This is a genomic window from Corynebacterium sp. H130, from assembly GCF_037572395.1.
Lineage (GTDB): Bacteria > Actinomycetota > Actinomycetes > Mycobacteriales > Mycobacteriaceae > Corynebacterium.
Genome location: NZ_JBBHLA010000001.1, coordinates 171,625 through 186,227, shown reverse-complemented (window position 1 = coordinate 186,227; position 14,603 = coordinate 171,625). Strand labels below are relative to the sequence as shown.

The 14,603-nt window shown below is 58.3% G+C and carries 14 protein-coding genes; all 14 read left to right on the top strand.

Going from position 1 to position 14,603, the window contains the following annotated elements; all coding sequences use genetic code 11:
* The first annotated feature begins 5 nt into the window (after positions 1-5).
* Genes WG939_RS00870 through whiA form a run of 14 tightly spaced genes read left to right on the top strand, consistent with a single transcriptional unit; the run spans position 6 to position 14,586 of the window.
* Positions 6-2,003: a primosomal protein N' gene (locus WG939_RS00870; protein ID WP_339981626.1), complete on the top strand. Its 1,998-nt coding sequence runs from the start codon at positions 6-8 to the stop codon at positions 2,001-2,003.
* Positions 2,004-2,054: 51 nt separating this feature from the next.
* Positions 2,055-2,564 carry a peptide deformylase gene (def, locus tag WG939_RS00865; RefSeq protein ID WP_339981625.1) on the top strand — a complete coding sequence of 170 codons (510 nt, stop codon included), beginning with the start codon at positions 2,055-2,057 and terminating at the stop codon, positions 2,562-2,564.
* Positions 2,561-3,499, top strand: coding sequence for a methionyl-tRNA formyltransferase (gene fmt / locus WG939_RS00860; protein WP_339981624.1), 939 nt, complete (start codon positions 2,561-2,563; stop codon positions 3,497-3,499). The genes def and fmt overlap by 4 nt, the downstream gene beginning before the upstream one ends.
* Positions 3,496-5,007 carry an RsmB/NOP family class I SAM-dependent RNA methyltransferase gene (locus tag WG939_RS00855; protein ID WP_339981623.1) on the top strand — a complete coding sequence of 504 codons (1,512 nt, stop codon included), beginning with the start codon at positions 3,496-3,498 and terminating at the stop codon, positions 5,005-5,007. Before fmt ends, WG939_RS00855 begins: the two co-directional genes overlap by 4 nt.
* A complete protein-coding gene (gene rpe, locus WG939_RS00850) occupies positions 5,004-5,672 on the top strand; it encodes a ribulose-phosphate 3-epimerase (RefSeq protein WP_339981622.1) in 669 nt (222 codons plus the stop codon). The genes WG939_RS00855 and rpe overlap by 4 nt, the downstream gene beginning before the upstream one ends.
* Positions 5,669-6,670: a bifunctional diaminohydroxyphosphoribosylaminopyrimidine deaminase/5-amino-6-(5-phosphoribosylamino)uracil reductase RibD gene (gene ribD / locus WG939_RS00845; protein WP_339981620.1), complete on the top strand. Its 1,002-nt coding sequence runs from the start codon at positions 5,669-5,671 to the stop codon at positions 6,668-6,670. The genes rpe and ribD overlap by 4 nt, the downstream gene beginning before the upstream one ends.
* Before the next feature lie 8 nt (positions 6,671-6,678).
* Positions 6,679-7,275 carry a riboflavin synthase gene (locus WG939_RS00840; RefSeq protein WP_339981619.1) on the top strand — a complete coding sequence of 199 codons (597 nt, stop codon included), beginning with the start codon at positions 6,679-6,681 and terminating at the stop codon, positions 7,273-7,275.
* A 48-nt stretch (positions 7,276-7,323) separates the two neighbouring features.
* Positions 7,324-8,598, top strand: a complete 1,275-nt coding sequence (locus WG939_RS00835) for a bifunctional 3,4-dihydroxy-2-butanone-4-phosphate synthase/GTP cyclohydrolase II (protein WP_339981618.1) — start codon at positions 7,324-7,326, stop codon at positions 8,596-8,598.
* On the top strand, positions 8,595-9,074 hold the full coding sequence (gene ribH / locus WG939_RS00830) for a 6,7-dimethyl-8-ribityllumazine synthase (protein ID WP_339981617.1): 480 nt from the start codon (positions 8,595-8,597) through the stop codon (positions 9,072-9,074). The genes WG939_RS00835 and ribH overlap by 4 nt, the downstream gene beginning before the upstream one ends.
* Before the next feature lie 44 nt (positions 9,075-9,118).
* Positions 9,119-9,622 (top strand): PH domain-containing protein, encoded by a 504-nt coding sequence (locus tag WG939_RS00825; RefSeq protein ID WP_339981615.1) that lies wholly within the window; start codon positions 9,119-9,121, stop codon positions 9,620-9,622.
* A 2-nt stretch (positions 9,623-9,624) separates the two neighbouring features.
* A complete protein-coding gene (uvrC, locus tag WG939_RS00820) occupies positions 9,625-11,568 on the top strand; it encodes an excinuclease ABC subunit UvrC (RefSeq protein ID WP_339981613.1) in 1,944 nt (647 codons plus the stop codon).
* Positions 11,569-11,597: 29 nt separating this feature from the next.
* A complete protein-coding gene (rapZ, locus tag WG939_RS00815; RefSeq protein WP_339981612.1) occupies positions 11,598-12,548 on the top strand; it encodes an RNase adapter RapZ in 951 nt (316 codons plus the stop codon).
* A 21-nt stretch (positions 12,549-12,569) separates the two neighbouring features.
* Positions 12,570-13,562: a gluconeogenesis factor YvcK family protein gene (locus tag WG939_RS00810; RefSeq protein WP_339981611.1), complete on the top strand. Its 993-nt coding sequence runs from the start codon at positions 12,570-12,572 to the stop codon at positions 13,560-13,562.
* Between the two features lie 40 nt (positions 13,563-13,602).
* Positions 13,603-14,586 carry a DNA-binding protein WhiA gene (gene whiA, locus WG939_RS00805; protein WP_339981610.1) on the top strand — a complete coding sequence of 328 codons (984 nt, stop codon included), beginning with the start codon at positions 13,603-13,605 and terminating at the stop codon, positions 14,584-14,586.
* Positions 14,587-14,603: the final 17 nt, after the last annotated feature.

Below are 14,603 nucleotides of genomic sequence, written 5' to 3'. Positions count from 1 at the left end.
CAAGCATGAAGACCCGCACCGCAGCCGAACATTTGCCTGTGGCGCGGGTTTTGCCATTGTTGGGACTTGCGCACCTTGACCGCACCTTCGACTATTTGGTCGACACCGACCTCGACGCGGTCGCGCAGCCAGGGGTGCGACTGCGCATCCGGTTTAGTGGCAGGCTTGTCGACGCGATCCTCCTGGAACGCCTCCCCGAAAGTGACCATCCCGGGAAGCTTGCTTGGCTGGAGCGCGTGATCTCACCAGACGTGGTGTATCCGCCGGAACTTGCCCGCCTAGTGGATTCTTTGTGCGATCGCTACGCGGGGACTAGATCCGATTTGATCCGCGCGGCGATCCCGCCTCGTCATGCGGGAGCTGAGTCTGCAGACACGGAAACTCCCTGGGAGGAACTGGGAAAAGCAGGGGAGCCTGACCTTTCACCTTGGGCAATCTATGAGCACGGTACGTCGTTTGTCGATGCCGTTGTGCGGGGTGAAACCGCCCGCGCAGCCTGGCAGATATGCCCCGGGACGTCTTGGCACCGGGCTGTCGCTGCATTAGCCACAAAGGTGGCAGTCGATGGCGGTGGGGCATTGATCATCGTCCCGGATCAACGCGACGTTGATCGCCTTGAATCAGTGTTTCAGGAATTCGTGGGTGCCCGGCAAGTGACCACTCTGAGCGCTTCGCTTGGACCACAGGCTCGCTACCGTCGATTCTTGTCTATTCTCAACGGACAGTCGCGCATCGTCATCGGGACGCGAAGTGCCGCTTTTGCGCCCGTAAACAACCTGCGGCTCTGCGTGGTGATGTTTGACCAAGACGAAAACCTCTCAGATCCGCGGGCGCCTTATGTCCACGCCAGGGAAGTACTAACCACGAGGAGCCACCACACTGGTAGCGCGCTGTTGATTGGTGGCTACTCTCGCAGTGCAGAGGCCCAATTGCTGGTAGAGACAGGTTGGGCTCACAGTGTTGTTGCTGATCGCGAGCGCGTACGTACATCGATGCCTCGCATAACTGGAATCGATGAGCGCGCACTGGAACGCGACCCCCACGCAAGAAACGCCCGCATTCCGCACCTGGCCTTCGAATCGATGCGTCGCGCGTTGGAGCGCGGTGAACCGGTGCTCGTGCAAACCCCTCGCAAGGGATACGTACCGAGCCTGTCGTGCGGAACGTGCCGAGCGCCAGCTAGGTGCCGTGCCTGCAATGGGCCATTGGAGTTGCCTCAAGGACAACCTGATCAACCGGGTGTGATCCGCTGCCGTTGGTGTGGCCGACCCGAGCTGAAATTCAATTGTGGCAACTGTGGATCGACGAAAGTACGCGCACAGGTACTCGGTAGTGGCAGGACCGCAGAAGAGCTCGGCCGAGCGTTTCCTGGAGTCAAGGTTGTCACTTCGGGCGGATCCAGAATTCTCGATAGTGTCGAGGAAGAGGCAGCTATCGTCGTCGCAACGCCAGGCGCTGAACCTGCTGGTAGATACGGTGCAGCGGTGATGCTGGATCCTTGGGCACTGTTATCTCGACCAGACCTGAGGGCAGCAGAGGACACTTTGGCCCGATGGTTCGCGGTGGCAGCCCTGGTTCGTGCTGGTGGCGACGTTGTCGTGTGTGCCGACCACAATTTGCGGGTAGTACAGGCACTAGTGCGTTGGGATCCCATTTGGATCGCACGTCTCGAGCTCTATTCGAGAAAAGAGGTCAGTCTGCCACCAACCGTTCATATGGCGGTGGTCGATGGACCTGTACGAACTGTGGAGTCCTACCTTGAGGTTGTCGACCTACCGGAGGGGGCCGAGATCTTGGGTCCGGTGGACCTACCACTCGGTGTTTCTTTGCCTGGCGAATACAACGAGGAGGAATTGGGGCCGCCGCAGCGTTTTCTGATCCGGACAGCCTTAGGACCTCGATCAGAGTTGGGCAAGGCTCTCCGAGTTGGTTTGGTCGCAAGAGCTGCCCTGAAGGATTCCGCGCCCCTTCGGGTACAGGTGGATCCAATCAATATTGGCTAGTGGCTAAGATTACGAGCAACAGAAGAAACGCTTTTGGAGATGAGGTAGCCCTTGACATCCCGCCCAGTTCGCATGTTTGGTGACCCGGTGCTGCGCACCCGCGCTGATGAGGTCACTGAATTTGATGAGTCGCTTGCCACGCTGATCGACGACATGCTCGAGACAATGGACGACAACCAGGGCGTCGGCCTGGCTGCGAACCAGGTGGGCGTCACGCGACGTGTGTTCGTTTACGACTGCTCTCACGTGACAGAAGGTGCACGAGGACACATCGTAAACCCGGTGTGGGAGCCGGTGGGAGAGGAAACCCAAGTTGGCAGTGAGGGGTGCCTCTCGATTCCCAACATTTCGAAGGACACGGAACGCTTCGAGAAGGTCATTGTCCGGGGCGTAGACAAAGATGCAAATCCCGTTGAATTCGAGTGCGAAGGGCTGCTAGCGCGATGTGTGCAGCACGAAACTGATCATCTCGACGGTGTGCTGTTCTTGCAGCGTCTCTCACCTGAGCTCAGGAAAGAAGCAATGGCGGAAATTCGCCAATCGGAGTGGTTTAACAAATGAAGCTAGTTTTCGCTGGAACCCCGGAGCCTGCAGTCGTAGCGCTTCAAAAGCTACTTGCCTCTGAACACGAGGTTGTGGCAGTTATTACCCGCCCGGACGCCCGGAAAGGACGCGGTCGCACGCTGCATCCATCTCCAGTTGCTGCGTTGGCGCAGGAACACGGCATTGAGACGCTGAAGCCGACGACGCTCAAGCCCGGCACAGAGGATGGTGAGTCAATTCGCCAGCGTTTGGGTGAATTAGCTCCTGACTGCATACCTGTGGTGGCTTACGGCAACTTGGTCACCAAGGACTTGTTGGAGATCGCGCCACATGGTTGGGTTAACCTCCACTTTTCTCTCCTTCCAGCGTGGCGCGGTGCGGCTCCGGTGCAGGCAGCGATCTTCGCCGGCGACGACATCACCGGTGCTACCACTTTCCGCATCGAAGAAGGCCTGGACACCGGTCCCGTTTTGGGGACTTTGACCCAAGAGATCAAGGCTTCCGACACCGCGGACAGCCTCCTCACGTCATTGGCGTATTCAGGTGCGGATCTGCTGGTCGCCACGATGGATGGGCTCGAAAGTGGAACTATTCAGGCTGTTCCGCAGCAAGGTGAGGCGAGCTACGCTCCGAAAATCACCAAGGACGACGCCAAGGTTGACTGGACGAGACCTGACTTCGCCATCGATCGCCAGATCCGCGCCTTCACGCCAGCCCCAGGGCCATGGACCGAGCTTGGCCAAGACCGCTTCAAGATCGGCGGTGTGCAGCTCACCACGGACAACTTTTTGGCACCCGGTGAACTCTCTATCTCCAAATCAGCGGTGCTGGTGGGCACCGGCACGAACGATCTCCAGATCACTCACATTCAGCCTCCTGGAAAGAAGATGATGGTAGCTGCCGACTGGGCGCGTGGCGCGAACCTGGCAGAAAAGGCGGTGTTCTCCTCATGACGTTGGAGAAAGCAGGTGGTTTCAGAGCTCGCACTCAGGCTGGAGCTCCGAAGAAAGTCACGTCCAAGCAGGGGCCACAGCGGTCCCAAACAAGTACGGCCAAGCGTCAGGATAGGACTAAGCGCCGTCAGGAGTCGTCGCGGGTAAGTGGAGTGCTGGCTGCAGGCGTCGATAAGGCGCGTGCGGTAGCTTTTGAGGTGCTTGTTGCTGTCGCGACGCAGGAGGCGTACGCGAACTTGGTGCTGCCAAAGGCGCTGACAACGGCGCGACTGGAAGGTCGCGATGCCGCTTTTGCCACGGAGTTGACCTATGGCAGCTTGCGTGCGCTTGGCACCCTCGATGCCGTTATCGACGCGGTATCGTCGCGCCCAACGTCCAAGCTCGATGCGGAGGTGCTGTCGGCACTGCGACTTGGTGCGTATCAAGTCCTCTTTACACGGGTCGAGCCCCATGCCGCTGTAGATACGACCGTCCGCATTGTGCAGGGAGTTGGCCACGAAAAGGCCAAGGGCTTTGCAAATGCAGTGATGCGTTCGATTACCCGCACGTCTCCGGAGCGGTGGCTGGAAAAACTTACCCCCGAGGACGAGCTAGCCGCATTGGCTTTCCGGACCTCGCATCCTGAGTGGATCGCGCGGAGCTTCGCACAAATTCTTGATCCTGCCGAGCTCGAGGAGGCACTGACCGAGGATTCTGCGCGCCCACGAGTTCACCTGGTGGCAAAACCCGGAGAGATGTCCGCTGAGGAACTCGCACTCATCGCCGGCGGTGACGAAGGCAAGTACTCGCCGTATGCCGTCTATTTGGAGGGCGGTGACCCTGGGGCACTCGAGCCGGTGAAGCAGGGTCTCGCCGCAGTACAGGACGAGGGCAGCCAGATCATTGCACGCGCACTGACTGTTGCCCCGGTAGACGGGGTAGACGGCGGTCGCTGGCTTGACCTGTGTGCAGGTCCTGGCGGCAAAGCAGCGTTGATCGGCGGGCTGGCCCGCATTGATGGGGCTCGCGTGGATGCCGTTGAAGTTGCGCCACACCGCGCCAGGTTGATCGAGAATGCGACTCGCGGTCTTCCCGTCAAGGTTCACGTCGCTGATGGCCGTAAGCCGGGTCTCAATTCCGGTTACGACCGCATTTTGGTCGACGCGCCATGTTCAGGGCTGGGCGCTTTGCGACGCCGACCTGAGGCACGTTGGCGCAAGAAAGAATCCGACATCGCGGAACTGGCAACCCTGCAGTTCGAGTTGCTGAGCTCTGCGGTAGAGCTCACTCGACCAGGTGGTGTCATCGTCTATTCCACCTGTTCTCCGGATCTTCGCGAGACACGTGCCATCGTGGATCGCGCGGTTGCCGAACTGGGTGTTGAGGAATTGGATGCCAAGGAATTCGCCTGTGGGTTGGAAAACACCGGCGAACACAAGTCGGTCCAGATGTGGCCACACCGCCATGGCACCGACGCCATGTTTTTCGCCGTCCTTAGGCGGCCGGCAACGCCTAGGATGGACGTATGACCACGTTCGAGTGCCCCATCATCGCCCCGTCAATCCTGGCAGCAGACTTTGCGGCCCTGGGCGAGCAACTGAAGTTGACTGACAACGCAGGCTGGATTCACGTCGATGTGATGGACGGGCACTTTGTGCCCAACCTCTCCTTTGGCGCTGACGTGACCGCAGCCGTCGACCGCTGTACTGACCTGCCGCTTGATGTGCACCTGATGATCGAAGACCCGGAAAAGTGGGTGGATTCCTACATCAAAGCCGGGGCGGACTGCGTGATTTTCCACGTTGAAGCCACCGACGACCCAGTCTCTTTGGCGCGCCATCTCCGCGAGCGCGGCGTTCGAGCTGGTTTTTCTCTCCGCCCTGGCACGCCGATTGAGGACTTCCTGGACATCGTCCCCGAGTTCGATCTTGTTCTCGTGATGAGCGTTGAGCCCGGCTTCGGTGGCCAAAGCTTCATGCCGGACCAGTTGGACAAAGTACGGGCCCTTCGTGAGCTTATCGACGGCCAAGGGCTTGCCACCCTCATCGAAATTGATGGCGGAATCAACGCTTCCACCATCCAGAGCGCCGCTGAAGCTGGGTGCGATGCCTTCGTGGCAGGCTCCGCAGTTTATGGCGCTGAGGATCCCCGTGGCGCAGTTGAACAACTACGACAGTTGGCGACGCTGAATTGATCGATCCAATCGAGCTTGCGATCGAGCAAGGAGAGCTGGCCTGGGGCCTGACTTCTCCAAACCCGCCGGTTGGGTGCGTAATTGTTTCTGCCGATAACGAGGTTGTTGGTCATGGGCACACGCAACCGCCCACTGGCCCGGGCGAGCACGCTGAGGTCATGGCCTTGCGGATGGCGGGGGACATGGCGAGGGGAGCGACAGCCGTCGTAACGCTAGAGCCGTGCAACCACACCGGGCGCACCGGACCGTGTTCGCACGCTTTGTTGGACGCCGGCATTGCTCGCGTGGTGTACCTCACACCAGATCCGAACCCGCAGGCTGCCGGCGGAGCGGAGTTCCTTGCTGTTCACGGAGTGGAAGTGCGCTATGCTGCCCGCTACGTTGCGGCGCTGGCGCCGTGGCTCGCGAGCGTGCGCCAGGGACGTCCAAGCGTGACAGTCAAAATGGCGCAAACACTCGACGGGTTCTCAGCGGCGAGCGATCGGTCTTCGCAATGGATTACCGGCGAAGGGGCCCGAAGCTATGCAACGAAACACCGCTCAAGTTTCGACGCCATTGTCGTTGGAACTGGCACCGTGCTAGCAGACAACCCTAAGCTGACCGCGCGCGAACCTGACGGAGCTCTCTGCGCTCACCAACCGCAACCAGTGATCATCGGAACGCGGGAAATTCCCGCGGATTTTGCTCTCGCTCGCGACGGCGTATTGCGGTTTCGCTCGATCGACGAAGCTTTGGACGACCTGTACCAAAGAGGAATGCGTTCTGTCTTGGTGGAAGGCGGGCCGAACCTCGTTGCGTCCTTCTTTGAAGCAGGCGTGGTCGACTTTTGCCACACGTATGTGAACGCTTCATTCCTGGGCGCTGGCGTCAGAGCGATCGATTTTCCGGCAGAAAAGACCACCACCATGGCGGATATCTGCAGAAACGAAATTCTGCGCATCAGACAGTTTGAAAACGATATCCTTATTGAATCTCGTCCGAAAACCACAGAGGAGTAAATCCAGCAATGTTCACTGGGATCATTGAGGAGCTTGGTCGCATCGATGGCATCGAGGACCTTGGAGACTCCATTCGGTTGCGCATTGGCGCGCAGAAAGTGCTGGAGGATGCCGAGCTCGGCGATTCGATTGCGGTCAATGGCGTGTGCTTGACTGTTGCAGAACGTGACAATGGCTCCTTCGTTGCCGACTGCATGCAGGAGACCCTGAACCGCTCCAGCCTTGGCGCGCTAAACGTCGGGGATGCAGTGAACCTGGAACGCGCAGCACAGGTCAACGCGCGACTGGATGGACACATTGTGCAGGGCCACGTCGATGCCACAAGCCCACTGCTGAGTCGAGAGCATTCCGAGAATTGGGATGTCCTTAGGTTCGAGCTCCCGGATAACCTTGCTCGGTATGTGGTGGAAAAGGGCTCAATAGCTATCAATGGTACGTCACTTACGGTGTCGACCTTGGGCGACGATTTCTTTGAAGTGTCTTTAATTCCGGTGACGCTGCGGGACACCGTATTTGGTTCCCTTGAGGTGGGCAATACGGTGAACCTGGAGGTAGACGTCATCGCAAAGTACGTGGAACGGATGCTTGGCGATCGCGCCAAGTAACGCCCCAAAGCATCAGCATCAAACCCATCGAGATTAGGCTAGGACAGCGTGGCGAATAGTTTTTCTGAAGAGGCCGAGAACCAGGTGCGCCTGGATTCTGTTGAGGATGCAATCGTAGACATCGCAGCGGGCAAAGCTGTTGTCGTTGTCGACGACGAGGACCGCGAGAATGAAGGTGACTTGATTTTCGCGGCTGAAAAGGCAACTCCGGAGCTCGTCGCATTCATGGTGCGCTATACCTCCGGCTACATTTGCGCCTCGCTGACTGAGGCGGAGGCGGATCGACTTCACCTGCCACCAATGATTTCTCACAATGAGGACGCACGTGGCACGGCATACACGGTGACAGTTGATGCCAACACCGGGACCACCGGTATTTCGGCGTCCTCGCGCGCGGAGACCCTGCGCAGGCTCGCAGATTCTTCTTTTGGTCCGGACGATTTCACACGCCCAGGCCACGTTGTGCCGTTGCGGGCACGCGACGGTGGCGTTTTGGTGCGCGCCGGACACACGGAGGCGGCCGTTGATATGGCTCGCATGGCTGGGCTGACACCAGCTGGTGTGTTGTGTGAAATTGTCAGCGAGCAGGATCCGACGGATATGGCTCGTGGTCCTGAACTGCGTGCTTTCGCCGACGCTCACGGTTTGAAGATGATTTCGATCGAGCAATTGATCGCATGGCGTCGCCTCAATGAGGTACAGATTCGCCGAGTGGTTGAAACCCGGCTGCCCACCGACTTCGGTGAATTCCGCGCCATTGGTTACCAGAGCACAATCAATGGCATGGAGCACGTAGCACTCGTCGTGGGACATCCGGAAATCGACGGCGGCGAGGACGTCTTGGTTCGAGTTCACTCCGAGTGCCTGACCGGTGATGTCTTCGGTTCCCGCCGCTGTGATTGTGGTCAGCAGCTGCATGCTTCGATGAAGGTTGTTCAGGATGCCGGCAGGGGAGTAATCCTGTACATGCGCGGGCACGAAGGTCGCGGCATTGGCTTGATGGCCAAGCTAAAGGCCTACCAACTGCAAGATGCAGGCGTCGACACTGTCGATGCCAACCTGCAACTCGGGTTGCCCGCCGATGCACGGGAATTCGGTACCGGCGCTCAGATCCTGCACGACCTTGGCGTCAAGACCATGAACTTGATCTCCAACAACCCTGATAAGAGAGCAGGCCTCTCCGGCCACGACCTCCGCATTGTGGGTCGCACCGCGATCAACGTTGACATTCACGAAGACAACATCACCTACCTGAAGACGAAGCGTGACCGTATGGGGCACACCGTCCCTGGTCTGGAAGAGAAGTTGGGGGAGAGCGAATGAGTGGCGAAGGTCGTCCAACCCTCGAGCTTGTCGACGCCTCCGGCCTTCGGGTCGCAGTAGTCACCGCTACCTGGAACGCCGACATCTGCGATCAGCTCCATAACAGGGCAGTGCAGGTGGGCCGGGAATGTGGCGCAGAAGTTTCCGAGTACCGAGTTGTCGGAGCCCTCGAGCTTGGTGTTATCGTGCAAGAGCTCGCGCAATCCTTTGATGCAGTCGTCGCACTTGGCTGCGTCATTAAGGGTGGCACTCCTCACTTTGAGTATGTGTGCCAGTCCGTCACCGACGCTCTCACTCGCATTTCCTTGGACACTCAGACGCCGATTGGCAACGGTGTGCTGACCACATTGACTCACGAACAAGCTGTCGATCGCAGTGGCGTTCCTGGGGCAATGGAGGACAAGGGCGGAGAATCCATGGTGGCAGCTCTGCACACTGCGCTGGTGCTTTCCCGGATTCGTCAGCAAAGCAGCTAAGCTAAGCAACTGACGATTTTCATTCAAAGAAGGATGGGCTCACTGTGTCTGATCTGGATCGCGAGCGCGAGCGCCTTGCCGTTCTGCATGCGGAGACCACAACGACCAAACCTTGGGAGTTCGAACTTCGCTCACGGTATCTAGCTCGAATGTCCTGGCTCGCCATCATCGTGGTGATGGCGGTACACATTTTCATGGCGCTCGTGGTGGGCGTTGACTACACAGGTGCTGCGGTGACGCTGATCGATAAGATCGCTTTCATCGGTGTTGGCATCATCATTTCCTTCTTTGCCTACCATCTCCGCCGCCCGCGCGTGCGCGCTAACAGTGATGGCGTAGAAGTCCGCAACTTCATTGGAACAAGGTTCTACCCATGGTCCGTTGTCTACGGTCTCAACTTTCCGAAGGGCGATCGCATGGCTCGACTCGAACTGCCTGAGTTTGAATACGTTCCGATGTGGGCATTCCAGTCCGGAGATGGCGCTACAGTTGTGAAAGCAGTCTCCGAATTCCGCGCGCTTGAAGATGCGTACATGCCGGAAGACTAGCCTTGGCTGATCCATCGACTTACCGCCCGGCTGCTGGGACTATCCCGACGCAGCCGGGTGTCTACCGTTTTCGGGACGAGTCTTCTCGGGTTGTGTATGTGGGTAAGGCCAAGAACCTCCGGGCCCGGCTATCCAACTATTTCCAAGACCTGACCCAACTGCACCCTCGCACTCGACAAATGGTGCAGACTGCTGCCAGTGTGGAGTGGACAGTGGTCGCCAGCGAAGTCGAGGCGCTGCAGCTCGAATACACGTGGATCAAGAAGTACGACCCGCGATTCAACGTCAAGTATCGCGACGATAAGTCTTATCCGTATCTCGCGATCACCATGAACGAGCCCTTCCCCAGGGCATTCGTGTACCGGGGCCCACAGCGCAAGGGCGTTCGCTATTTTGGCCCCTACTCGCATGCGTGGGCAATCCGAGAGACACTCGATCTGCTCACTCGCGTGTTTCCCATGCGCACCTGCTCAAAAGGCGTGTTCAATCGACACGCTCAACTGGGCAGACCGTGCTTGCTCGGCTACATCGACAAGTGCTGTGCCCCTTGCGTAGACAAAGTGACGGCACCAGAACACATGGAGGTCGTGCGGGGATTTATATCTTTTCTTTCCGGTAACACCGGTGCCGTGACTGCCCGGCTTGAAAAAGACATGATGGCTGCAGCAGCGGACCTCGATTTCGAACGCGCCGCCCGGCTTCGCGACGACCTAGAAGCAATCGCCAAGGTCATGGAGCGTCAATCCATTGTCTTTAGTGACGGGACTGACGCGGACGTTATCGCTACCTATGGGGATGAGCTGGAATCGTCAATTCAGTTGTTCCACATCCGCGACGGCCGGGTGAAGGGACAGCGAGGCTTTGTCGTCGAAAAGCCCGGCGGGAGCAGCGACGCTGAGCTCGTCACCGACTTCCTCATGCAGTTCTATGGCGAGCAGCGGGACGGTGGCGCCGAAATCCCTCGCGACATCATGGTCTCGGCGGAACCAGAGAATCTCGCGGATGTTGAGCAGGTGCTGGCCGGTTACCGTGAGGGGCCGGTGCACATTCGGATCCCGGTCCGCGGGGAAAAGCGGGAGTTGATGGAAACTGTCGAGGGCAACGCGAAGGAGGCGCTGCGGCAGCACAAATTGAAGCGCCAAGGCGACCTGACCACTCGTTCCGCAGCTTTGCAACAACTCCAGGAAGCGCTGTTCATGGATGAGGCGCCCCTACGCATTGAGTGCACAGATATCTCTCATATCCAGGGCACCGACGTGGTTGCCTCCTTGGTGGTGTTTGAAGACGGATTGCCGAAGAAATCGGACTATCGCCGGTACCGGATCAGGGATGCTGCCGGAGACGGTCATTCCAACGATGTCGCGTCCATCGCTGAGATTACGCGTCGCAGGTTCGCTCGGCACGTGGAAGACAAGACAACGGTGCCGGATGCGGAGGAGTTTGACGGCACCAGGTTCAGCGACGAACAAATAACCGAGTACACCACTACAGGTAAGCGATTCGCCTACCCGCCGCAGCTGTTCATCGTGGATGGTGGCGCCCCACAGGTCAATGCTGCCGCGGAAGTCCTTGCAGAGCTCGGGGTAGACGACGTAATGCTCATTGGTCTTGCCAAGCGACTCGAAGAGGTGTGGCTACCAGGAGATGATGAACCCGTCATCCTTCCGCGCAATTCCCAAGGGCTGTACTTGTTGCAGCACATTCGCGACGAAGCGCATCGCTTCGCCATCACCTACCACCGGCAGCAACGCTCAGCGCGCTTGCGAGTGTCCGAACTGGATCGGATCAAGGGGCTAGGCGACAGTAGAAAAGCTGAGCTGGTGAAACATTTTGGTTCCGTGAAGAAACTCCGCGCCGCCAGAGTGGAAGAGATCCAAGAAGTCAAGGGATTCGGACCGAAGCTAGCGCAGAACATTTACGATCAGCTACACCCAGAATCAAGCTAGGGGACATAAAGTCACGTTAGACTGTGAATATGACTCAAAGCGACATTGTGGTGACGCCAGAAGGAGATAGCGCGCGCCTCCGCGAAGCCGTTGTTTCAAAGCTGGACTCGGCACACCCTAGCGAAGCCCCTGTGCTTATCACCGGTATGTCCGGCGCCGGCCTCAATTCTGCGGCCCGCGTGCTCGAGGACATGGGTTGGTACGTAGCACAGAACCTACCCTCAGCCCTGGTGCTACAGATGGTGGAGATGTGCCAAGCTGAAGATTCGCCCGTGAAGCGACTGGCGTTGGTTTCCGACGTTCGTTCCCGTCCATTCAACGGCAACCTTGTGCAGGTCATCGATGAACTTGATGCCCGTGGCACCAGGCCGATCATCCTGTTCATGGAGGCGCGCGACGACATCCTTATTCGTCGCTTTGATTCGGTACGTCGTACTCACCCTATGCAGGGGCCCGATACTCTGCAGCACGGGATTACTCGCGAACGACGTACCCTGTTCGAGGTCAAGGAACAAGCGGATATTGTTATCGACACCTCTGAACTGTCGGTCCACGATCTCCGTCGCGCGATTGAGTCGAGCTTCGATTCTGTCACTGCGAACAAGGAACATGTCACGCTGCAGTCCTTCGGCTTCAAACGAGGCGCACCGCACGATACTGACTTGATCCTGGATGTCCGTTTCCTGCCAAACCCATATTGGGTCGGGGACCTGCGGAAATTCCGTGGCGTCGACAAGCCTGTCTCTGACTATGTGTTGGCGCAAAAGGGAGCTCGTGAGTTCATCGATTCCTTCGTCGCCATGTTCAATACGATGATCCGGGGATACCGTCGGGAGGGCAAACGCTTTGTTACGGTCAGCATTGGTTGTACCGGTGGACATCACCGCTCCGTTGCGATTGCCGAGGAAATCGGCCGTGTGCTCTCCGAAAACAGTGAGCTGGAAGTCGCAGTCATTCACCGAGACATCAAACTGAGCTAGATCCACAAAAAGAAGGATTTCATGACCTCCGAACTCCTCTCCGCCCCAGACAACGTCAATTCGATCGTGTGCTTGGGGGGCGGACACGGGCTGTTCCAAACCCTGCGCGCTGCGCGGTGCCTGCGGTTCCCTGAGATTAAAGCTATCGTCACTGTTGCTGATGACGGTGGTTCTTCGGGGCGCATTCGTCGCGAATTGGGCCATATTCCGCCGGGCGATCTCCGCATGGCCCTCTGCGCGTTGGCACGCGACGATGACGAAGGCGAATTGTGGGAAAACGTCCTACAACACCGTTTTGGTGGCACCGGTGCTCTCGCAGGGCACGCTGTCGGAAACCTGCTAATTTCCGGGCTCACCGACGTCCTCGGCAGCGAAACCGAAGCCCTTGACGCAGTTGCACGCTTGACCCGCTCTTATGGGCGCGTCATTCCAATGTGCCCGCAGCCACTCGACATTGAAGCGGAAGTAGCGGGCCTTGCCGACGACCCCCGGATCATGCGCATGTTGCGTGGCCAGGTCGCAATTGCAACGACGCCTGGAGAAGTGCGTCGTGTCCGCCTCATTCCCGAACAGCCAGCAGCTTCGCCAGAGGCACTAGAAGCAATCGCCAATGCAGATCTCATCACCCTGGGCCCAGGTTCGTGGTTCTCCAGCGTGATCCCGCACCTGTTGGTTCCGGAAATTGTCGAGGCCATTAGTTCCGCGCGTGCCCTTCGTGTGGTCGTGTTGAACCTCTCCAATACACAGCTCGAGACCACTGGTTTTTCTATGGAGCGCCACATTCACATGTTGCTGCAGCATGCTCCGGGGCTGCGTGTTGATCGCGTCTTGGTCGATAAGGCATCTCCCATTGACTCCACTGACCTCACTCACCTTGAGCGGGCAGCGGCTTCCATGGGTGCGATGATTGTCGTGGATGACGTGCGGGAATACGCTAGCGACGGGCTCGGGACCGAGCGTCACAGTCCAGAGAAACTGGCCCAATCATTGGTTCGCTTGTGCCAGAACCGCTAAAATACGCTGAACATTGTTGACCAGGAAAGAGGGAAGTGGCGTGTCACTGACTGCCAAAGCAAAAACGGAGTTAGCTAAGACCGCACTCACTCGTTCGACGGCGCGGACCGCGGAAATTGCGGCCGTGGTACGTTTCGCCGGTCAGCTCGATGTCGTTGCAGGGAGGCCGGTTCTCGACATTGAGCTCGACAACCAGGCCGTAGCTCATCGCGTCAAAGACGAAATCAGCGAACTGTTTTTCAAGGACGTGCAGCTCAACACTATTGGGCCTGGTGGTATGAGCAAAAATACCCGGTATGTCCTGCGCATTACTGACGGCGTCGACGACATCATTCGCAGACTGGGGCTGGTCACAAAGTCCGGTCATGCCGTTCGAGGTTTGCCACCTCAAGTGGTGTCTGGCACGGTATCTGACGTCGAAGCCGCGTGGCGAGGCGCATTTATGGCTACTGGAACTTTGACTGAGCCGGGCCGTACGTGCACGTTGGAAATTGAATGCCCTTGCCAGGAGGCGGCACTCGCTCTCGTCGGTTGTGCGCGACGCATGGGAATGGTGACCAAGACAAAGGAAACTCGTGGTAGTGAGCGCGTCTTCGTTCGCGATGGCGACGCTATCGGTGCGCTTCTTACCCGAATGGGGGCAATGAGCACCCGCATTGAGTGGGAGAAGCACCGCGAGCGCAAAGCTCAACAGCACGGTGGTCACCGGCTCGCTAACTTTGACGATGCTAATCTCCGGCGCTCAGCGCGTGCAGCCATTGCAGCAGCTGCACGTGTTGAACGTGCCTTGGAGATCCTTGGCGACGACATCCCAGCTCATCTTGCCGAGGCCGGACAATTGCGCATCAAGCACAGGCAAGCATCACTGGAAGAGCTTGGCAGGCTTGCAGATCCACAGATGACCAAGGACGCAGTTGCTGGACGCATTCGACGCCTGCTGTCGATGGCGGATGCTCGCGCAAAGGAAATGGGTATTCCGGACACCAATTCCGCTGTTACCGACGAGCTGTTGGAAGACATTTAACACTGTTGCTTTAGTCA

What these genes read in the sequence shown, in the direction of transcription:
- WG939_RS00870 (WP_339981626.1), top strand. Translation starts at nt 6, where the DNA reads ATGAAGACCCGCACCGCAGCCGAACATTTGCCTGTGGCGCGGGTTTTG.
- fmt (WP_339981624.1), top strand. Translation starts at nt 2,561, where the DNA reads ATGAAGCTAGTTTTCGCTGGAACCCCGGAGCCTGCAGTCGTAGCGCTT.
- WG939_RS00855 (WP_339981623.1), top strand. Translation starts at nt 3,496, where the DNA reads ATGACGTTGGAGAAAGCAGGTGGTTTCAGAGCTCGCACTCAGGCTGGA.
- rpe (WP_339981622.1), top strand. Translation starts at nt 5,004, where the DNA reads ATGACCACGTTCGAGTGCCCCATCATCGCCCCGTCAATCCTGGCAGCA.
- WG939_RS00840 (WP_339981619.1), top strand. Translation starts at nt 6,679, where the DNA reads ATGTTCACTGGGATCATTGAGGAGCTTGGTCGCATCGATGGCATCGAG.
- ribH (WP_339981617.1), top strand. Translation starts at nt 8,595, where the DNA reads ATGAGTGGCGAAGGTCGTCCAACCCTCGAGCTTGTCGACGCCTCCGGC.
- rapZ (WP_339981612.1), top strand. Translation starts at nt 11,598, where the DNA reads ATGACTCAAAGCGACATTGTGGTGACGCCAGAAGGAGATAGCGCGCGC.
- WG939_RS00810 (WP_339981611.1), top strand. Translation starts at nt 12,570, where the DNA reads ATGACCTCCGAACTCCTCTCCGCCCCAGACAACGTCAATTCGATCGTG.